Below are 20,420 nucleotides of genomic sequence, written 5' to 3' on the forward strand. Positions count from 1 at the left end.
GAGGAACAGCGCACAAGGGGATCGCGGGCGGCTACCGCGATGCGACCCGGGCGCGTATTCGGAAGCCGTGGCGGCCCCGGCCGAGGGCGGTGGCGCGCGATACGGCTCCGCGGGGCGGGGTGGGACGGCCGTGCATGTTCATACGTGCACATCATCACGGAGCGACTACGGAAAGTGAAGCGCCTTGGGGGCAAAGGGCGTTGAAGGTCTTGTGGAGAGACTTGGCGGCGGACAGGCGGACAGGCGGACAGGCGGACAGGCGGACAGGCCGTCAGGCGGGGGCCGAGGGCCGAGGGGGCGGCGGGCAGGGCCGGCGAGGACCGGTCCCGGGGTGCCTCAGCCGGCCGGGGCGCTGCGTCCCACGACCGTCCCCGCCCGGTCGATGCAGATCACGTCCACCACCACCGGCGCCCCGCGCAGTACCGCCAGCGCCTCGTCCCGTGCCGCCACCGCCACCAGATCACCGAGCAGCACCCCCGCCGCCGCGCACGACTGGAGCGCGGCGAGCCCGGTGTTGGCCTCCGCGACCTCCCGCACCAGCGTGTCGTCCGCCCCGCCCCGGCGGGCGAGTTCGGCCAGGAACCCCTTGTCGACCTGGGAACGGGCCGAGTGCAGATCCAGATGCCCGGCCGCCAGCTTCGAGAGCTTCGCGAAACCGCCGCACACGGTGAGCCGTTCCACCGGATGCCGGCGGAGGTACTTCAGCACCGCGCCGGCGAAGTCCCCCATGTCCAGGAGCGCGTCCTCGGGCAGCCGGTACTCCGCGACCACCGTCCGCTCCGACGTGGAACCGGTACACGCGGCCACATGGCGGCGCCCCGCCGCCCGCGCCACGTCCACCCCGCGCCGGATGGAGTCGATCCAGGCGGAGCAGGAGTACGGCACCACGATCCCCGTCGTGCCCAGGATCGACAACCCGCCCAGGATCCCCAGTCGGGGGTTCCATGTGGAACGGGCGATCTCCTCGCCGTGGTCCACCGAGACCGTGATCTCCACATCGCCCGAGCCGCCGTGGAGGGCCGCCACCCGCTCGACGTGGTCGCGCATCATCTGCCGGGGCACCGGGTTGATCGCCGGCTCGCCCACCGCCAGCGGCAGCCCCGGCCGGGTGACCGTGCCGACGCCGGGCCCGGCCCGGAAGACCACGCCCGTACCGGCCGGCAGCGCCCGCACCGTCGCCCGTACCAGGGCCCCATGGGTGACATCCGGGTCGTCGCCCGCGTCCTTGACCACCGCCGCCATCGCCCGCCGCCCCTCCGGCGGCGTCTCCAGCTCCTCGCGCGCCAGCGCGAAGGCCGGTGTCTGCCCCTTGGGCAGGGTGATCGTCACCGGGTCGGGGAACCGGCCCGTCAGCAGGGCCGTGTACGCGGCGGTCGTCGCGGCGGTCGCGCAGGCCCCGGTCGTCCAGCCGGAGCGCAGACCGGTGTGCTTGAGTTGGGCGACGCGCCCGCCCGGTGCCTCACTCATGAAAGGGTCCGCGCTCCGTGCACATCGTGATTCTGGGGGGTACGACGGAGGCCCGCCGACTGGCGGAGCTGCTCCACGGCGCCACCCCCGGCCTGCGGCTGACCAGCTCCCTCGCGGGCCGGGTCGCCGCGCCCCGGCTGCCCCCGGGAGAGGTCCGCACGGGCGGCTTCGGCGGCAGCGAAGGGCTGGCGGCATGGCTCGGCGCGCACCGGGCCGATCTGCTCATCGACGCCACCCATCCCTTCGCCCGGAAGATCAGTTCCAACGCGGCCTACGCGGCCGCCACGGCCCATGTTCCCCTGCTCGCGCTGCGCCGCCCCGGCTGGGTCCGCCGGCCCGGTGACGACTGGCACCCGGTGGACTCCCTGGAAGCGGCGGCGCGGCTGCTGCCCGCGCTCGGGAGCCGGGTCTTCCTCAGCACCGGGCGGATGGGGCTCGCCGCCTTCGCGCCCGGGGCCGGCCTGTGGCACCTCGTCCGCTCCGTCGACCCGCCGGAGGGACCCGTACCGGAACACCTCGACGTCCTGCTGGACCGGGGCCCCTTCACCCTCGAAGGGGAACGGGAGCTGCTGGCACGCCACCGGATCGACGTCGTGGTGACCAAGGACAGCGGGGGCGCGGCCACCGCGCCCAAGCTGACGGCCGCCCGGGAGGCCGGGCTGCCGGTGGTCGTCGTGCGCCGCCCGGAGCCGCCGCCGGGGGTGGCGGCCGTCCCGGACCCGGAGGCGGCGGTCGCATGGATGCGGACCCGCTTTCCGTCGGTTTTCGGCCTCGCCGACGGTGTCGCAGGCGGATTCGCCGGCTAGGAAGGGTCCGGCGCGCAGTCGTGCCGGTCACGCTCCGGCGAGTAGAGATGGCTGTCGCGGAACCCCTCCGCGCCCAGCGTCCGCCCCACGATGATGACGGCGGTACGGACGATGCCCGCCGCCTTCACCTGCCCGGCGATGTCGGCGAGCGTGCCGCGCAGCACGATCTCGTCGGGGCGGCTGGCGAACGCGACGACGGCGGCGGGGCAGTCGGCGCCGTAGTGGGGCAGCAGCTCCGCGACGACCCGGTCCACGTATCCGGCGGCCAGGTGCAGCACGACAAGTGCGCCACTGCGGCCCAGCGTGGCCAGATCCTCGCCCTCCGGCATGGCCGTGGCACGCTGCGCGACCCGGGTGAGGATCACGGTCTGGCCCACGGTCGGCACGGTCAGCTCGCGCTTGAGCGCGGCCGCCGCGGCGGCGAAGGCGGGGACGCCGGGGATCACCTCGTACGGGACGCCCGCCGCGTCCAGGCGGCGCATCTGCTCCGCGACCGCGCTGAAGACGGACGGGTCGCCGGAGTGCAGCCGGGCCACGTCCCGGCCCTGCGCGTGCGCGCGGACCAGCTCGTCGGTGATCTGGTCGAGGGTGAGCCGGGCGGTGTCGACGAGCCGGGCGCCGGGCGGGCATCCGTCCAGGAGTTCGCGCGGGACCAGGCTGCCGGCGTAGAGGCAGACCTCGCAGGAGGCGAGGGTCCGCGCGCCCCGCACGGTGATCAGGTCGGCCGCGCCGGGGCCGGCGCCGATGAAGTACACGGTCATGTGCTGCTGTCTCCTTCACTGCGTCCGGCTGCACCCGGTCCGGTTCCGCTGTGCCCGGTTTCGGCGTGTCCGGTTCTGGTGCTTCCGGCTTCGGCGGGTCCTGCCTCGGTGCTTCCGGCTTCGGTGCGACTGGCCTCGGCGCGTTCGGACGACCGGTCGTGGCCGGGTTTCCGCGCCGACCACTGGGTCACCGGCATCGCCTGCCGCCAGCCCGTGAAGCCGCCGACGGGCACGGCGTGCGCCACCGCGAGCCGTACCAGCTCGCCGCCGTGCAGCCGGTGCCGTTCCGCGAGCAGCGCCTCGGACTCCAGGGTCACCGTGTTGGCGACCAGCCTGCCGCCGGGGGGCAGCGCCTCCCAGCAGGCGTCCAGCAGGCCGGGGGCGGTCAGTCCGCCGCCGATGAAGACGGCGTCCGGGGTGGGCAGCCCGGCGAGCGCGCCGGGGGCGGCACCGGTGACGACCCGCAGCCCGGGGACGCCGAGCCGGTCGGCGTTGCGGGTGATGCGGTCGGCCCGTTCCGGGTCGCGTTCGACGGTGACGGCCCGGCAGGAGGGGTGCGTACGCATCCACTCGACCGCGATCGAACCGGAGCCGCCGCCGACGTCCCAGAGGAGTTCGCCGGGGGCGGGCGCGAGCGTGGCGAGGGTGGCGGCGCGGACATGCCGTTTGGTGAGCTGCCCGTCGTGTTCGTACGCGGAGTCGGGCAGGCCGGGCACCGCGCCGAGCCGGGGCGCGTCGGCGGAGCGCCGGCACTCCACGGCGACGACGTTCAGCGGGTCTCCGGGTGCGTGCGGCCAGTCGTCGGCGGTGCCCTCGCGGATACGTTCCGCCGCGCCGCCGAGCTGTTCCAGTACCCGTATCCGGCTGGGGCCGAAACCACGGTCCCGCAGCAGGGCGGCGACCTCGCCGGGGGTCGCGGCGCCCGCGCTGAGCACCAGCAGCCGGCGGCCGTCGTACAGGGCGGCGGCGAGCCGGGCGGCGGGGCGGCCCACCAGGGTGACCACCTCGGTCGCCTCCACCGGCCAGCCGAGGCGGGCGGCGGCCAGCGAGACGGACGAGGGATGCGGCAGCACCCGCAGGGCGTCCGCGCCGAGAACGTCGGCGAGGGTCCGCCCGATGCCGTAGTGCATGGGGTCGCCGCTCGCCAGAACGGCGATCCGGCGGCCTCGGTGGGCGGCGAGCAGCCCGGGTACGGCGGGCCGCAGCGGTGACGGCCAGGACACGCGGACGGCCGCGCACTCCGGGGGCAGCAGGGCGAGCTGACGGCCGCCGCCGATGACGACCTCGGCGTCCAGGAGCGCTGTCCGGGACGCACCGGGGAGCCCGGTCCAGCCGTCCGCTCCGATGCCGACCACCGTGACGGCCGGGGCGGGCGCCTGGCCTGCGGGGGGTACGGGGGGCACGGGCCGTTACCTCGGGGTTCGGGTGGCGGGGGCGGGGCGTGCCGGGGTGGGACGCAGGCGCACTCTACTGTTCGCGCGCCCTCCGGTTTCGGGCAGGGCCCTACCCTTGTCGCGCGGAGTGCGCAAGGGCTGTGCACGCGCGGGACAGGTGCGGAGGAGCGGGCGATGGGCACGGCGGGAACGGTGGTGCTGGGGATCGAGTCGTCCTGCGACGAGACCGGCGTGGGGCTGGTGCGCGACGGTGAGCTGCTGGGTCACGCCATCGCCTCCAGCATGGACGAGCACGCGCGGTTCGGGGGCGTCGTCCCGGAGATCGCCGCCCGCGCCCATGTGCACGCGATCGGACCAGTGATCGGCGAGGCCCTGACCCGGGCCGGTCTGACGCTGTCCGACGTCGGAGCGGTCGCGGTGACGTCTGGCCCCGGGCTCGCGGGCGCGCTCCAGGTGGGGGTCGCCGGCGCGAAGAGCCTGGCGTACGCGCTGGGCGTGCCGCTGTACGGCGTCCACCACCTGGCCGGGCACGTCGCCGCCGACACCCTGGCGCACGGGCCACTGCCCGACCCCTGCGTGGTGCTGATCGTCTCCGGCGGGCACACCTCGCTGCTGCTGGTGCGCGATCTGGTGCGCGATCCGATCGTGCACCTCGGGGACACCCTCGACGACGCGGCCGGGGAGTGCTTCGACAAGGTGGCGCGGGTCTTCGGGCTGCCGTATCCGGGCGGCCCCGTGATCGACCGCGTGGCGCGGGACGGGGATCCCGCCTCCGTGGCGTTCCCCCGGCCGCTGACGGGGCCGCGCGACGACCCGTACGCGTTCTCCTTCTCCGGGCTGAAGACGGCCGCCGCGCGCTGGGCCGAGCGGCACCGGGGCGCGGGCACGGAGCTGCCGGTGGCGGACGGCGCGGCCGCCCTCCAGGAGGCGGTCGCCGATGTCCTCACCCGCAAGGCGGTGGCGGCCTGCGCGGCGCACGGGGTGGGGACGCTGGTGGTGGTCGGCGGGGTCGCCGCGAACTCCCGTGTGCGGTCGCTGGCGGAGGAGCGCTGCCGGGCCGCCGGGATCGAGCTGCGGGTGCCGCCGCTGGACCTCTGCACCGACAACGGGGCGATGATCGCGGCGGTCGGCGACCTGCTGGTGCGGGCGGGCGCCGCGCCGGCGCCGCTGGATCTGTCGATCGATCCGTCGGCGCCGCTGGAGTACGCGGCGCTCCAGCCGCTGCCGGTGGTGGCGAGGGTGGCATGACACCGGCTCCGCTGGACTGATTCCGGCGTTTCTGGTGTCTTCGGGGGTCGGTGTTTCCGGGGGGATCTGACGGGTACGGAGAGCCGCCGCCCGGCCGGGAGCGGCGGAACCCTCGATACCGGGCCTCCGCAGCCGTCGGGCGACGGGCCGTCGGTCGGCCGCCCGGCCGGCTTCCCGGTCAGCGGCCCGGCCCGTCCTTCGGTCAGTCCTCAGCCTTCGGTCAGTCCTCCGGATAGCGCCGGGGGGTCCAGACGATCTCCGTGCCGTCGCCGCGCCGGACCGTACGGGTCTGCGACGAGCCGACCAGCAGGATCGTCCGCATGTCGACCTCCTCCGGCGCCAGGTCGGCCAGCCGGACGATCCGGACGCTCTGCTCCGTACCGCCGACGTCCCGCGCCACCACCACCGGGGTGTCCGGCGCGCGGTGCTCCAGCAGCAGTTCGCGGGCCTTGCCCACCTGCCAGGTCCGGCTGCGGGAGCCCGGGTTGTAGAGGGCGAGGACCAGATCGGCCGCCGCTGCCGCGCGCAGCCGCCCGGCGATGACCTCCCACGGCTTGAGCCGGTCGGAGAGCGAGACGGTCGCGTAGTCGTGCCCGAGGGGAGCGCCCGCGGCCGCGGCGGCCGCGTTCGCGGCGGTCACCCCCGGAAGCACCCGTACCGGGACCTCCGCGTACTCCGGCAGCGCCGACGCCTCCAGGACCGCCGTCGCCATGGCGAAGACCCCGGGGTCGCCGCCGGAGACGACCGCCACCCGCCGGCCCCGGCGGGCCAGATCGAGTGCGAACTCGGCCCGCTCGGACTCGACCCGGTTGTCCGAACCGTGCCGCCGCTGACCGGGGCGTACCGGCACCCGGTCCAGATAGGTCGTATAGCCGACGAGGTCGTCGGCGGCGGCCAGGGCACCCCTGGACTCGGGGGTCAGCCACAGCGGACCGGCCGGGCCGGTGCCGACGACGACGACCTCACCGCGCTCACCGGGCCCGGCGGACTCCGCCGGCTCGGGCGCCTGTGCGCCGATACGGCTCGGCAGCACCGCGACCGAGAAGTACGGCACCGAATCCGGGTCGACGGAGGCCAGTTCGGCCGTGCGCTCCCCGGCCATGGTGGCTCGTTCCACATAGCGGGCGTCGGCGAGCCGCCCGGACCGCTCCAGCGCCCGGCGCACCTTGGGGAAGGTCCGCCCCAGCTTCATCACCACCGCCGCGTCCGTCGCGGCGAGCCGGGCCGTCAGCTCCTCCTCGGGCAGGGTGCCCGGCAGGATCGTCAGCACCTCCTCGCCCTCGGCGAGCGGCGCCCCGAGCCGGGCCGCCGCCCCGCTCACGGAGGTGACCCCGGGGACGACCTCCGTCTGGTACCGGTCCGCGAGGCGCTTGTGCATGTGCATGTACGAGCCGTAGAAGAGCGGATCGCCCTCCGCCAGCACCGCGACCGTCCGCCCCGCGTCGAGATGCGCGGCCAGCCGGTCCGCCGCCTCGGCGTAGAACTCCTCCATGGCGCCCCGGTAGCCGCCCGGGTGGTCGGTGGTCTCCGTGGTGACGGGGTAGACGAGCGCTTCCTCGACATGGTCGGGACGGATGTACCGGGCCGCGATCGACCGGGCGATCGACCGCCCGTGCCGGGCGCTGTGGTACGCGATCACGTCCGCTTCGGCGATGACCTCCACGGCGCGTACGGTCATCAGCGACGGATCGCCGGGGCCGAGCCCGACTCCGTACAGCCGGCCGGTCGTTGTGGCGCTCATTCTTCCTCGCTCGCGATCGCGTTCAGGGCGGCCGCAGCCATCGCGCTGCCGCCGCGCCGGCCGCGCACGACCAGGTGGTCGAGGCCCGAGGGGTGCCCGGCCAGGGCGTCCTTCGATTCGGCGGCGCCGATGAAGCCTACGGGGACGCCGATGACGGCCGCCGGGCGAGGGGCACCCTCCTCGATCATCTCCAGGAGCCGGAAGAGCGCGGTCGGGGCGTTGCCGACGGCGACCACGGCGCCGTCGAGCCGGTCCCGCCACAGCTCCAGCGCGGCGGCGCTGCGGGTCGTCCCGAGCCGGGCCGCCAGCTCCGGCACGGAGGGGTCGGAAAGCGTGCAGATCACCTCGTTGTCGGCGGGCAGCCGCTTGCGGGTGACCCCGCTCGCGACCATCGCCACGTCGCAGAGGATGGGCGCTCCGGCCCGCAGCGCGGCGCGGGCGCGGGCCACCGCCAGGGGGCTGTAGGACAGATCGCGTACGAGATCGACCATCCCGCAGGCGTGGATCATCCGGACCGCGACCTGGCTGACATCGGCGGGCAGACCCGCGAGGTCGGCTTCCGCGCGGATGGTGGCAAAGGACTGGCGGTAGATGGCCGCGCCGTCCTTCTCGTATTCGAACACGCTGTTCTCGCTGCTCTCGCTCATCGGGTCACCGCGTCCGGAGGGACGCGGGCGGCGCCGGGTGCGCCTGTGCCATGGTGGCGGTGGGGTCGCGGGGGCCGTCCAGGGGGTCGGCCCTCCGGGAACACCGGTGGTCAGGGTGCGGGGCCAGGGGCCGGGGTCAGGGGCGGTTGCCACGTCCGCTGTGGGCCGGTTGCCCGTGGCGCTCCGGGGGCGGCGGTCTGGAGGACAGAGGACAGCGGTTCAGCGGGAGGCAGCCGCTCAGGAACCCATGGCTCAGGAGGTAGTGGTTCGGAGGACAGCGGCTCCGGAGGCAGTGGGCCGGGACGCAGCAGCTCGCGGGACGGCTGCCGGGTATCAGGCCACTGCGAATCAGGCCACTGCGGATCCGGCTGCTCGGGATCAGGCTGTTCGGGATCAGGCCACTCGGAAGACAGCGGCTCAGGGGACAGCGGCTCAGGGAACACGGCGCGCACCGGCAACCGCGGCCGTCAGATCCGGTCCGCAGGCGACGCGGACGGAAGCGGCGGACGGGCGGTCCGCGCCGACCACGGAGATCCGGTAGCCCTCGGGGACGGCCACCACATCGACCCGGTCGCCCGGCGGCCGTCCGCACCGCCGCTCGCACCCGGACCAGTACACCGGCAACTCCACCACCGCCGGCCCGGCGGCCGAAGGCCGGTACGCCCCGGCCCGCACCACGTCCGCCGCGTCCGCGCGGACGTCCGCCAGGGACTTCGCGCAGCCCGGATGCCCGACGCAGGCGCCCACGCCCCGCCACGGCGAGCCGGGGGCGGTGACGAGCCCGGCGGCGGCGAACCGGGCGAGCCACGCGTCCGCGCGGGCGGCGGCGACCGCCGGGACGACGACTCCGCGCCAGGGGGTCAGCCGCAGCTCGCCGCGCCCGTCGTCGCGCGCGCAGTCGGTCAGCAGCCGCCACTGGTCGCCGCTGATCCGTCCGAAGGGGATCCCGACGCAGAGCGCGACCCGGCCGGAGTCCGGTCCCGGCACCGCACCGGGCGACGGCCCTCCGACGGCCCCCGACACCTCGGCCACGCCCGGCGCTCCGGTCGCCGCGGAGGCCCGGTCCGCGGAGATCCGGTCCGCCGTGGCGTGAATGTCCGTACCCGTGCCACGGGTCAGCCGGTGCGCGACCTCGCGGAGCAGGTTCCCCCGTACCGCGTCGGGCAGTTCACCGATACGCCAGATACCCCGGGGCGGGCCCCCGCGTACCGCGTCCGTGCCCGAGGATCCACCCCCGCCCCCGCCCCCGGCCACCCCGGCCACCGCGTCCGCCGCGTCCAGGAAGACCGCCGCCGCGACCGCCGCCGCCCGTGCCGCCAGCCCGCCCGGCACCCGGAGCGCCGTGTGTCCGCACCCTGCCAGCCGCAGCAGCGCGCCGCCGTCCGCTGCCGCCGTGAGGGTCACGTCCGCGCCGAGGGCGCCCACGTCCCCGCGCCCGTCGTCGAGCGCGAACAGGAACCGCCCCGACAACGCCTCCAGCCCCGGGGCGCCGCCCACCAGCAACGCGTCCAGCTCCCGCAGCCACGGCCCCACATCCGCGTTCCCGTTCCCGTTCCCGTTCCCGGGCTCGTCCAGACCGGAGAGCGGGGAGGCGACCACGTTGCGGATCCGCTCCCGCCGGGCCGACGGCAGCAGCCCCGCCCCGGTGAGGAGATCCGCGAGTTCCGCGCCGCAGCCGTCACCGAGGCCGCGCAGCTGGACATTGCCCCGGGACGTGAGATGCAGCACTCCGTCGCCGAGTCGCCGCGCCGCCCGCGCGAGGGCGTCCGCCTGGGCCACCGCCAGCACACCGCCGGGCAGCCGGACCCGCGCCAGCGCGCCGTCGTCGGCCCGGTGCAGCCGCAGCGCACCGGGACAGGCATCGCCACCGGCCCGGGAGACCGCCCCGGAGACTGCCTCGGAGACGGCCCCGGAGACGGGCCCGGACGCGCCCCCGGCCGACTGCCTGGTGCCACTGGACGACGGCCCGGAGCCGCCGTACGACGACCCGGAGCTGCTGGAAGGCATGGACATGGCGGCGAGCATACCGATGGCCATTCCGGCACTCACCTGCATAGACGCCCATATCGCATATCCCGCGCGACGGATGCGGCCCGTACGATGTGGCCCGGCGGATCACCCGGTCCGCCCTCGCCGGCGACGGCGTAAGGGGAGGAAGCCCGGTGCGATTCCGGCGCGGTCCCGCCACTGTGAATCCGGCCGGCCTGGCCGGATGAGTCAGGAACTCCCGCCGTCCGACACCGCCCGGGGCGCGGAAACCCCGAGGAAGGCCAGACGCCGCATGCATCAGTCGTCCGGGGACCAGACCGCCCCGCAGCCCCACGAGATCCTGCTTCTGTCGACGTCCGACACCGATCTGCTGAGCGCTCGCGCCGCCGAGGGCCCGGTCTCCTATCGCTTCGCCAACCCCTCCCGGCTTCCGCTGGACGACATCCCGGCCCTCCTCGACGGCGCCGGACTCGTCGTCGTCCGCCTCCTCGGCGGGGTGCGGGCCTGGCAGGACGGCCTGGACCGGCTGCTCGCGAGCGGCCTCCCGGTCGTCGTGCTCACCGGTGAACAGGCCCCCGACGCCCAGCTGATGGAGGCGTCCACCGTCCCCATCGGCATCGCGGCCGAGGCGCACGCCTATCTCGCCCACGGTGGCCCGGACAATCTTGGCCAACTGGCCCGTTTCCTCTCCGATACGGTGCTGCTGACGGGCCACGGCTTCGAGCCGCCGGCCCCGGCCCCGACCTGGGGCCCCCTGGAGCGCACGCCGTCGGCCGGACCGGCGGCGACCCCGGCGGATACGACGGCGGACACGACCCCGGCGGCGACCCCGGCGGATACGGCCCCCGTGGTCGCGGTCCTCTACTACCGCGCGCACCACATGAGTGGAAACACCGGCTTCGTCCACACCCTGTGCACGGAGATCGAGCGCGCGGGCGCCCGCCCCCTCCCGCTCTACGTGGCCTCCCTGCGCGCCCCCGAGCCCGAGCTGATCGACACGCTCCGCGCCGCCGACGTGATCGTCACCACCGTGCTCGCCGCCGGTGGCACCCGCCCCGCCGAGGCCTCGGCCGGCGGCGATGACGAGTCCTGGGACGCGGGCGCCCTCACCGGGCTCGACGTCCCCGTGCTCCAGGCGCTGTGCCTGACCGGTTCGCGCGCCGCCTGGGAGGAGAACGACGAGGGCGTCTCGCCGCTGGACGCCGCCAGTCAGATCGCGGTCCCGGAGTTCGACGGCCGCCTGATCACCGTCCCGTTCTCCTTCAAGGAGATCGACGAGGACGGCCTGCCCGCCTATGTCGCCGACCCCGAGCGGGCCGCCCGCGTCGCCGGGATCGCGGTCCGCCACGCGCGGCTGCGCCATGTCCCGGCGGCCGACAAGCGGCTCGCGCTGGTGCTCTCCGCGTACCCCACCAAGCACTCCCGTATCGGCAACGCCGTCGGTCTCGACACCCCCGCCAGCGCCGTCGCCCTGCTGCGCCGACTGCGGGCGGAGGGGTACGACTTCGGGCCGGAGGAAGACCTTCCGGGCGTGGTCTCCGGCGACGGCGACGAGCTGATCCGTGCACTGATCGACGCGGGCGGCCACGATCAGGACTGGCTGACCGAGGAACAGCTCGCCGCCAACCCGGTCCGCATCCCCGCCGCGGACTACCGCCGCTGGTACGCGGGGCTCCCCGCCGCGCTGCGCGAGCAGGTCGAGGAGCACTGGGGCCCGCCGCCCGGCGAGATGTTCGTGGACCGCAGCGCCAACCCCGAGGGCGACATCGTCCTCGCGGCGCTGCGCCGGGGGAACCTACTCATCGTCATCCAGCCACCGCGCGGTTTTGGCGAGAACCCGATCGCGATCTACCACGACCCCGATCTGCCGCCGTCGCACCACTACCTCGCCGCCTACCGCTGGATCGCCACGCCCCGGGCGGACGGCGGCTTCGGTGCGGACGCGATGATCCACCTCGGCAAGCACGGCAACCTGGAGTGGCTGCCGGGCAAGAACGCCGGTCTCTCCGCCGCCTGCGGCCCCGACGCCGCCCTCGGCGACCTGCCGCTGATCTACCCCTTCCTCGTGAACGACCCGGGCGAGGGCACCCAGGCCAAGCGGCGGGTCCACGCCACGCTGGTGGACCACCTGGTGCCGCCGATGGCCCGCGCCGACTCGTACGGGGACATCGCCCGCCTGGAACAGCTCCTGGACGAGTACGCGCAGATCTCGTCCATGGACCCGGCGAAGCTGCCCGCGATCCGGGCGCAGATCTGGACCCTCATCCAGGCCGCGAAGCTCGACCACGACCTGGGCCTGGAGGACCGGCCCGAGGACGACGGCTTCGATGACTTCCTGCTCCACGTCGACGGCTGGCTCTGCGAGATCAAGGACGCCCAGATCCGGGACGGGCTCCATGTCCTGGGCGGGGCGCCGCAGGGCGCGGACCGCGTCAACCTGGTCCTCGCGATCCTGCGGGCCCGCCAGATCTGGGGCGGGAAGACGGCGCTGCCGGGGCTGCGCGAGGCCCTGGGGCTGGACGAGTCGGCGGCGACCCGCACGACGGCCGACGCGGCCGAGGAGCGGGCCCGTGCCCTGGTCCAGGCCATGGACGACGCCGGCTGGGACCTCGCCGCCCTTCCGGCGGACGAGAGCGAACAGGTCCGGGCCGTCCTGGAGTTCGCCGCCCGCGAGGTGGTCCCGAGGCTGGCGGCCACCACAGCCGAACTCGACCACACCGTCCACGCCCTGAACGGCGGCTTCGTCCCGGCGGGCCCCTCCGGTTCGCCGCTGCGCGGACTGGTCAACGTCCTGCCGACCGGCCGCAACTTCTACTCCGTCGACCCGAAGGCCGTCCCCTCCCGGCTCGCGTGGGAGACCGGACAGGCCCTCGCGGACTCCCTCCTCACCCGCTACCGCACCGACAACGGCACCTGGCCCACGTCGGTCGGGCTCTCCCTGTGGGGTACGAGCGCCATGCGCACCGCCGGCGACGACGTCGCGGAGGCCATGGCCCTGCTGGGCGTCCGGCCGGTGTGGGACGACGCCTCCCGCCGGGTCACCGGCCTGGAGCCCATCCCGCTCGCCGAACTGGGCCGCCCCCGCATCGACGTGACGCTGCGGATCTCCGGTTTCTTCCGCGACGCCTTCCCGCACACGATCGGCCTGCTGGACGACGCCGTACGCCTCGCCGCCTCGCTGGACGAGCCCGCCGAGGACAACCACGTCCGCGCCCACACCCAGGCCGACCTGGCCGAACACGGCGACGAACGCCGGGCCACCACCCGGATCTTCGGCTCCCGTCCCGGGACGTACGGGGCGGGCCTGCTCCAGCTGATCGACTCCCGCGACTGGCGCACCGACGCCGACCTGGCCGAGGTGTACACGGTGTGGGGCGGCTACGCGTACGGCCGGGAACTCGACGGCCGGCCCGCGCGCGCGGAGATGGAGACGGCGTACCAGCGGATCGCGGTCGCGGCGAAGAACACCGACACCCGCGAGCACGACATCGCCGACTCGGACGACTACTTCCAGTACCACGGCGGCATGGTGGCGACCGTCCGCGCACTGCGGGGCACCGCCCCGGAGGCGTACATCGGCGACTCCACCCGCCCGGAGACCGTACGCACCCGGACCCTGGTGGAGGAGACCTCCCGGGTCTTCCGCGCCCGCGTCGTCAACCCGAAGTGGATCGAGGCGATGCGCCGCCACGGCTACAAGGGCGCCTTCGAGCTGGCCGCGACCGTCGACTACCTCTTCGGGTACGACGCCACCACCGGCGTGGTCGCGGACTGGATGTACGACAGGCTCACCCAGGCGTACGTCCTCGACCCGGAGAACCGGGCCTTCCTGGAGCAGGCCAACCCGTGGGCCCTGCACGGGATCGCCGAACGGCTGCTGGAGGCCGAGTCGCGGGGCATGTGGGAGAAGCCCGACCCGGCGATCCTGGCGGCACTGCGGCAGGTCTATCTGGAGACCGAGGGCGACCTGGAGGCCGAGACCGACGACTGACGCCCCGCCGCCGGAGGGCCATTTCCGGCTGGCCCTCCGGCGACGCACTCACTGGGCACAGCCAACCCCGAGAACGACCGCGCCGACGACCCCGACCCCGCCGGCACAACCGACCACCAACCCGACGACCACCAGCCACCGCCGCGCCCGCCCGACCACGGACGACCCACCCGGCTCCCACCCGGCCGCGATGGCGATCCGCTCCCGTACACCCGTCTCCGCCATCAGATCCCGCACGTGTCCGTCCCCCGTCCGCTGACCCTGTCGTCGTTGGTACGGACGAGGATAGGCGGGCCGCTCACAGGCCTGCCGCCGCCGCGAACCGGGCACTGAACTCCCATACCCGCTCCACCGGCTTATGAACGGTGAACCGCTCGCCCAGCAGCTCCCCGCCCAGGGCCAGTTCGCCGGGGGAGTCCGAACTGATGGTCTTCCAGGAGCTAGACCGCCGTCGGCGTCGGGTGACAGGCGGTGGGACGTGTATTCTGCCCGTACGGACGTGCTCCAGGGCGAGGCGGATCAGGATCGTCCCCTGGCTCTCTCCTAAAAGATCATTGGACACGTGGAAAGGGTCTGATCCCCTCAGTGGATTCAGACACTTGCTCCGGTCTGGTGAGTCGGGTGGCGGGATTTGAACCCACGGCCACCACTGGTGGGCGTTGATTCGGCAAGCGGATGATGCTGCACACATTGCTTGAAAATCCGTCAAGCGGAGGTTGCTGCTGAGTCTCCGCCTTCCTGGATCAACCTCTCCCATTCGTCCATGATTGCTTGCCCGTCGATGAACCGCTGTACGGATTTTACTAGATTCTTCATCAATGGGCGGATTTCTTTACTGTATTTTGAAATGCTGTCAGCGTTTGATGCGAAACCCATGAGGATTGGCACGTTTTCGCGCGAAGTCTTTGCCGCATCCACAACGGCGCGGAGGAACTCCTGTACAGGAGCGCGGTCCGCGTCGGGAAGGTTTGGTCCGTTCGCTATTTTGATAAATGTCAGCACGCCGGGGTCGACGACGGCCAGCTCGGAGGCGTATCGCTCCCCCAGTTCGGCCAGTTTCTGTACCGGCTCGTGCAGTCGGCCGGCAAGCTCGTTGCTGACTCGGAGCCTTCCACCGAATCCGCCATTGCGTTTGTCGGATTCGTTGACTTCCTCAGTGGCCCATCGCATCTGGGAGCCGATTTCTGATGTCGCCTGACCGAATCCGGTCAAGCATTCAGCCAGTCGCGGCAGGGCGCTCTCCATGCTGGCGAGCCGATCGACGATTCCTGCTTGGTCGTCAATCAGTAGTGCTTCCTCTTGAGTGGTGGGTTCCAACTCGCTGGAGCGATCCAGGATCTCCGCCAGACGCTGTGCCAGTTTATGGACGGCTCGCCTGTATTCGGGAGACCCTTCATCTTCGAGGCGAAGATGTCTCCAGTCAACATAATTCCGCCTCTTGATCAAGGCGGCTACTTCATCGTCTTGACTTTCTTCTAGTAGGCCCGAAGGGCCGCTGTAGAGAATTGGAAGCAGTAGATCATCCAGTCCGCGGCTAGACGCATGACTGGAGAAGGTGATTACTTCGCGGCGGCACTCTTGACTCCTTAAGAATCGAGGAGTGACGATGGCGATCATGAAAGTTGTTCCCATGATTGCCGAGTCGACTCGCGAGCGCCATTCCTCGCCCCAGGAAATGTCTTCCTTGTCGAAGAATATATGTAACTGGCGGCCGCTCATGATCTCGAACTCGTCTGCAATGAGATCGACCAATCTTTTGATTCTGCCGCGTTCAATCTGATCGTCTCGGCGCGTGTAGCTCCAGAAGCCGACAGGCTCGTCCTGATTCATGTCCGTACCCTATGACGCAGGAACCGAAGATGTCCCAGAGACGCAGCTTTTCCTACTATCTGCTCTCTGGCTGTCGCTCTGAGGCTGGGGTAGCGGGTTTGGCCGGGGCCTGCCTGGTTTTTGGCGTCGTGCAGAGAGTCCCGGCCCAACCGCCCGCACCCTGCGGCGAGCGGCGCGAGGCGCCTTGAACCTGTAGAGAGAGTTGTCACTCACACATCGGCAGTGTCGGTGAGTACGGGATCGGTCCAGGCGGCCTTCCGGGCCTCGTGCTGCCTTCCTCATGTCGGGACCGTGGCCGTGGGCACGGACGGCCCGGCTCATCCGGGTGAGCTGCTCGACGCCCTGGCCGCCGAGCCCGATGAGCGGACGATCCATGAGTGCCGAGCCCTCCTCCAACAGCGGTTGAACGGTCAGCCGACCTGAAGCTCCGAGACGACCTGCTGTGCCCTGTGCCAGACGGGTTCGATCCGAGGGTCTTCCGGGTGGGCGTCCGGTCCGAGGACCTTGGCGCACACCAAGAGCGTCATCAGCTTGCCGTCCCGGCTCTCGAAGTCGTGCCGCCGCTCGCGTCGTACGCGGTCGGCCAGAGCGGGGACGGCGAGCGAGGCGGCCCAGAGGGTCGCGGAGTCGAGGCCCCGGGGGGCGTTTCCCCAGTCCTCCCAGTCGAAGAGGGAGAAGGCCGGCGCGCTCATGTTGGCCCAGTTCAGATCGGCGTGGGCCGGAACCCATCGCTCAACGGTCGTGTCGATCACCTCGGGGAATACGCCCCGGATCGACTCGCCGACCAGCTCCTGCGAGATCTTGACCGTGTCCGGAGTGGCCACACGCCTGGTCTTGTTCCGCGCCAGTGCGTCCAGGGAATGCCCGAAGGCCCGCCACCACTCCTCCGACAGCGTCGGCTCCTCAGCCAGGACGGCGGTCCCGATCGGTGCCCCGGGAAGGAGATCGGTCTCGTCCGCTCGCCACATCACCGGCTCGTCCGTGTCCCGCCAGACCACACACCCCCGCCACGCGGGCTGGACAACGCCCTCAAGGCGGGCGGCGCTCTCCGTACCGTTCCACCCCTGGTCAGTGATCCGTTCGAGCGGGCGCCGCTCCACTCGTACCCAGGTGTCCCTGTCCGTCCGGGCTCCTATCGACCGGCGTTTGCGTACCACCGTGCCCGGGTCCAAACAGGCTTGAAGGGACCGCGCGACGCGATCAAGAATCTTGTCGACCGGCTCGACTCGGAGATCGGCAGCGCGAAGAGCGGAGACCGAGTGCGTCATGCGGGGACCGTAGCAGCGGGCCGAGGTGTCACGGCGGCATCTGAGCCCAGTGCGGCGTTCTCCGGCTGGTATCCGTAGAAGGCCCTGCAGGAGGCTCGGCTCGTCCCTCTGCTTGGCGAGCCGTGGCCCGGCGGTCAGCGCAACCAATGCACTGTTCGCATGGCAACGGCCGTCAACGTGCTTCCGAGCGTCAGCAACTTGAGCGGTGCGCGGTCAAGGGTCACGTGCAGAGGCCCGCAACAAAGCTCGAAGACCGGTGTGCGCGAGGGTTGTTCTGGCAGGTATGCGGCCTGAACGGCAGGAGTGACGTCAAAGTTGAGGTGCTTGGCCATAACGTCTCCGGTTCTGCTGTCCTACGGCACAAGTCAACCGTAAGTAGGCGGGGATGGCTTGGCGATTGCGAGTGTGCCTACCTTGCAGCAGGTGCTGCTCAACTCCGCAAGTGACCTCGCCCGCAACGTCGGCTACGGGGCCTCGACGCGAGCCAGGAGTGTCTGACCAACGGACACGAACACTCAGCTATGGCGGAGCGATTCGCGGACTGACAGCTTGCCTACTCGTACGCCCTTTGGCAGGTACGAGAGGCCACGGAGGTCCTTGCTGCCGAGGCTGCGCTGATGGGTGGAGGAGTGGGTGACACCTTGGGCCATCTGGGATCTGTATGGGGGATCTCCAAACAGGTGGCGCGTAAGAAGTGGCCCGGCCCGGTCGATGACGGATCCGGTCAACCAGGGAAGATCCGGTGGAAAGGTATTGCGGGGTTGCCGAGATCACCTGCTGTCCGGACCCATATGCTCGGCTCCCCGATGGATCCCAAGAGGCCCAAGAAACGAGTCAGGGGCCCGATCCGCTCTCGCGGATCAGGCCCCTGACCTGGTGTTTCAGCTGTCGGGGTGGCGGGATTTGAACCCACGACCTCTTCGTCCCGAAGCAAGTTGGGTATGGGCGCCGCTTGGGCTGGTGTGGCTCTCACCTGCGCTGATGGTCCACAGACGTCCGCAGTTGTTCATGGACGTCCGTCACCGTTGTCACGCAGTTAGACACTCGCCGTGTCTCGTTCCTCTCCTGCGCACCGTGGGTCTCGTTGGGCCCTTCCAAGATCCGTGCGACGGGTGGCAGAGTGAACTTCAAGGCGCCAGCTAATCGTTTGTCAGTGGCACCGTCTATCTTGCGGCCTGTGGATTGGTTAACAGACGATGAGATCGTCGCCCTGACGAGTGAAGAGTTCTATGCATGGGTCGATACTTTGGAACCGTGCAAGGTTTGCTGCGACAAGTTTTGGCGGGTCGATGCGGGGCCCAGAGGGAGGGTATGTCCGCAGTGTCGTAATGCCGAACGGCAGGCACGTCGACACAACCTGACGCGTGCTCGTGTCAATGCGATCCTCAGAGTTCAGGACGACACCTGCCCCCTCTGCCGTAGCCTGGGAGGTGACTCCTCAATGGAGGGGCGATCGTGGTGGCACATCGACCATGATCACCACTGCTGTCCTGGTTCGACCTCTTGCGGACAATGTGTACGAGGACTGCTGTGCAGGGACTGCAATACGCGCGGCTTGGCCTGGTATGAAAGTCTCACGGTCGACTTGCGAACCTGGGATCACGCCAACGCCTATTTGGCCGATCCCCCGGCGCGTAGACCAGAGGCGGCGGTGCTGTTCCACGGTGATCTCGCTGGCGTCCGCTCGCGAGATGGGTCGTTTGCCAGTTGGCGCTCTAACAGACCTCTCCGTGAGACCTTGTAGACCTAGAGCAGGTCGGAGCCTGTGCAACTTCGTCGCAGAGGAGCGAAGCGCTGAGCTTGGGAGTCAGTGATCTTTAAGGCCCTGCGTGCGGTCTGACCTGCGACGATGAGCGCTGGGGGTGGTAGATCCACCACCCCCAGCGTCCGGCGGCAGCCGTGGTTTACCGACCTGCCGGGCACGGATCGGGCATGGCCTGTGATCCTCTACGGCTGCGGGAAGCTCTGCTCCAGCCACTGCCGGAGGGCGGGCACTGTGCTTCGTCCCTGATGACGTAGAGCGTCGACGATGTCCCGGCCGGCGAGAAGAACGATCGGGTGCCCGTCCTCGTGTACCTCCTCTTGGACCTGCCGGTTGAAGTGTGACGTGGTCACGAGGACACCGAAGTTGCGGTGCCGGATCCTTGAGATCAGCCGCGATACTTCCCGGACTCCAACAGAGTGGGACAGGCTGTAGCACTTGGCCTCAAGGGCGAAGTCGATCGCGATCCGACTCGTTGCCGGACCCAGGCCGTATGTGCCGATTGCGTCCCGGCCTCCGTCTCTGCTCGGCCTGGTCAGGTCGACTGGCCCCGTGCTGGGCGCGATCAGACGCCAGATGGCCACGGCGCACGCTTCGAAGTCGTGCTCCCGTCCGCGGAAGTACTCACGAATTTCCTCCAGCAGGGCTATGCCGTTGGCGTCATCGGGAAGCTGCTCAGCCTTAGAGCGGATCATGGTGGTCTGAGGGGCGAGCAGCGGCTTGTAGACGCGGCCTTCTACCCAGGTCCTCCACGCCTCAGGGCATCCCCCTTCAAGAGGGTTCCCGCCGTCGAGCAGGTGCTGGATCCAGCTGCGGGGGATCGAGTTGTGGTCAAGGACCGTGAAGTGTGAGCGGTAATTCTGGAACCGGTCCTTGGCTGTTGCCCGCCAGATTGCAGTCAGCTCGTCGTCCGAAGTCAGGGTCGGCCCTCCGGGGGCCAGCAGCCCGCGGAAGCGCACAGAGCGGCCGGCCGAAGCCGCCTTCTCGAACAGCAGGAACGGTGGGATCCTGGCCCGATCCGCTGCCGACAAGTGTGACGCTGCGAAGACATCACGCAGGAGGATGTTCCCTGCCCGCGATGTCTCATGGAGTCCCTGCCCGGGCTTCTTGTTGTCTCCGTAGTACGTGAAGGTGCCTGTGTCGATATCCAGGTAGTCCGGCCAGTCAACGTCGTTACCGCTGGTGTACAGCACGGACAGTCGTACTGTGCCCTGGGCTGGGGATCCGGCATGTCGGAATCCTCCCTGGTTGCCCACACCCGGTATCAGCTTCGATATTGGGTCATCGCCGGAGTTTCCCCGGGATCCGCCTGCGTAGAGCGCATCCACGATGAGATCCGCGGTGCTGAGGTCTTCGAACGCAACGTGGGGCTGTGGCGCCTGGGGCGTGTGTGAATGGGTCACCCGCAAGGTCTACCAGGTGCTGCTTGCAGCGGTCTGAGCCTCCTGGCATCGGGACAGATTGCGGTGGCCGACGGACTCAAGCCGTATGGTGCGGACTGTCCGGGAGGAGGAGC

At 71.3% G+C, this 20,420-nt stretch carries 14 protein-coding genes and 1 riboswitch; of the genes, 4 read left to right on the forward strand and 10 right to left on the reverse strand.

Annotated features, from left to right (window positions below):
* Nucleotides 1–336 precede the first annotated feature (336 nt).
* Nucleotides 337–1,467 (reverse strand): cobalt-precorrin-5B (C(1))-methyltransferase, encoded by a 1,131-nt coding sequence (locus SYYSPA8_RS16850; protein WP_323448005.1) that lies wholly within the window; start codon nt 1,465–1,467, stop codon nt 337–339.
* 17 nt (nt 1,468–1,484) lie between these two features.
* Between SYYSPA8_RS16850 and SYYSPA8_RS16855 the strand changes: the two genes are divergently transcribed.
* Nucleotides 1,485–2,273, forward strand: a complete 789-nt coding sequence (locus SYYSPA8_RS16855) for a cobalt-precorrin-6A reductase (protein WP_323448006.1) — start codon at nt 1,485–1,487, stop codon at nt 2,271–2,273.
* On the opposite strand, the gene cobM is transcribed toward SYYSPA8_RS16855, so the two are convergent.
* Together cobM and cbiE are read right to left on the reverse strand one after the other, a co-directional pair.
* Complete coding sequence (gene cobM, locus SYYSPA8_RS16860; protein WP_323448007.1) at nt 2,270–3,034, reverse strand: precorrin-4 C(11)-methyltransferase; 765 nt, start codon at nt 3,032–3,034, stop codon at nt 2,270–2,272. The genes SYYSPA8_RS16855 and cobM overlap by 4 nt on opposite strands.
* Nucleotides 3,031–4,437 (reverse strand): precorrin-6y C5,15-methyltransferase (decarboxylating) subunit CbiE, encoded by a 1,407-nt coding sequence (gene cbiE, locus SYYSPA8_RS16865; RefSeq protein WP_323448008.1) that lies wholly within the window; start codon nt 4,435–4,437, stop codon nt 3,031–3,033. The genes cobM and cbiE overlap by 4 nt, the downstream gene beginning before the upstream one ends.
* Nucleotides 4,438–4,602: 165 nt before the next feature.
* Between cbiE and tsaD the strand changes: the two genes are divergently transcribed.
* Nucleotides 4,603–5,676, forward strand: a complete 1,074-nt coding sequence (tsaD, locus tag SYYSPA8_RS16870; protein WP_323448009.1) for a tRNA (adenosine(37)-N6)-threonylcarbamoyltransferase complex transferase subunit TsaD — start codon at nt 4,603–4,605, stop codon at nt 5,674–5,676.
* Nucleotides 5,677–5,896: 220 nt separating this feature from the next.
* Here the strand turns inward: tsaD and SYYSPA8_RS16875 are convergent, their stop codons facing one another.
* The 3 genes from SYYSPA8_RS16875 to SYYSPA8_RS16885 all read right to left on the reverse strand — a co-directional run bounded on the left by SYYSPA8_RS16875 (nt 5,897) and on the right by SYYSPA8_RS16885 (nt 10,077).
* A complete protein-coding gene (locus tag SYYSPA8_RS16875) occupies nt 5,897–7,417 on the reverse strand; it encodes a precorrin-2 C(20)-methyltransferase (protein WP_323448010.1) in 1,521 nt (506 codons plus the stop codon).
* Nucleotides 7,414–8,040, reverse strand: coding sequence for a precorrin-8X methylmutase (locus SYYSPA8_RS16880; RefSeq protein ID WP_323448152.1), 627 nt, complete (start codon nt 8,038–8,040; stop codon nt 7,414–7,416). Before SYYSPA8_RS16880 ends, SYYSPA8_RS16875 begins: the two co-directional genes overlap by 4 nt.
* 456 nt (nt 8,041–8,496) lie before the next feature.
* Nucleotides 8,497–10,077 carry a cobalamin biosynthesis protein CobG gene (locus SYYSPA8_RS16885; protein ID WP_323448011.1) on the reverse strand — a complete coding sequence of 527 codons (1,581 nt, stop codon included), beginning with the start codon at nt 10,075–10,077 and terminating at the stop codon, nt 8,497–8,499.
* Between the two features lie 107 nt (nt 10,078–10,184).
* A riboswitch (cobalamin riboswitch) is annotated at nt 10,185–10,297 on the forward strand.
* A gap of 48 nt (nt 10,298–10,345) precedes the next feature.
* On the opposite strand from SYYSPA8_RS16885, the gene cobN reads away from it, so the two are divergent.
* Nucleotides 10,346–14,044, forward strand: coding sequence for a cobaltochelatase subunit CobN (cobN, locus tag SYYSPA8_RS16890; RefSeq protein ID WP_323448012.1), 3,699 nt, complete (start codon nt 10,346–10,348; stop codon nt 14,042–14,044).
* A gap of 298 nt (nt 14,045–14,342) precedes the next feature.
* On the opposite strand, the gene SYYSPA8_RS16895 is transcribed toward cobN, so the two are convergent.
* The 3 genes from SYYSPA8_RS16895 to SYYSPA8_RS16905 all read right to left on the reverse strand — a co-directional run bounded on the left by SYYSPA8_RS16895 (nt 14,343) and on the right by SYYSPA8_RS16905 (nt 17,142).
* Complete coding sequence (locus tag SYYSPA8_RS16895) at nt 14,343–14,606, reverse strand: hypothetical protein (protein ID WP_323448013.1); 264 nt, start codon at nt 14,604–14,606, stop codon at nt 14,343–14,345.
* Between the two features lie 143 nt (nt 14,607–14,749).
* Nucleotides 14,750–15,874 carry a toll/interleukin-1 receptor domain-containing protein gene (locus SYYSPA8_RS16900; RefSeq protein WP_323448014.1) on the reverse strand — a complete coding sequence of 375 codons (1,125 nt, stop codon included), beginning with the start codon at nt 15,872–15,874 and terminating at the stop codon, nt 14,750–14,752.
* 410 nt (nt 15,875–16,284) lie between these two features.
* On the reverse strand, nt 16,285–17,142 hold the full coding sequence (locus tag SYYSPA8_RS16905) for a hypothetical protein (RefSeq protein WP_323448015.1): 858 nt from the start codon (nt 17,140–17,142) through the stop codon (nt 16,285–16,287).
* Nucleotides 17,143–18,319: 1,177 nt separating this feature from the next.
* On the opposite strand from SYYSPA8_RS16905, the gene SYYSPA8_RS38390 reads away from it, so the two are divergent.
* Nucleotides 18,320–18,886: an endonuclease domain-containing protein gene (locus SYYSPA8_RS38390; RefSeq protein ID WP_407706016.1), complete on the forward strand. Its 567-nt coding sequence runs from the start codon at nt 18,320–18,322 to the stop codon at nt 18,884–18,886.
* 203 nt (nt 18,887–19,089) lie between these two features.
* Here SYYSPA8_RS38390 and SYYSPA8_RS16910 read toward each other — a convergent pair whose 3' ends face one another.
* Nucleotides 19,090–20,307 carry a restriction endonuclease gene (locus SYYSPA8_RS16910; RefSeq protein WP_323448016.1) on the reverse strand — a complete coding sequence of 406 codons (1,218 nt, stop codon included), beginning with the start codon at nt 20,305–20,307 and terminating at the stop codon, nt 19,090–19,092.
* Nucleotides 20,308–20,420 lie beyond the last annotated feature (113 nt).

The organism is Streptomyces yaizuensis (genome assembly GCF_034961445.1).
In the GTDB taxonomy this organism is placed as follows: Bacteria; Actinomycetota; Actinomycetes; order Streptomycetales; family Streptomycetaceae; genus Streptomyces; species Streptomyces yaizuensis.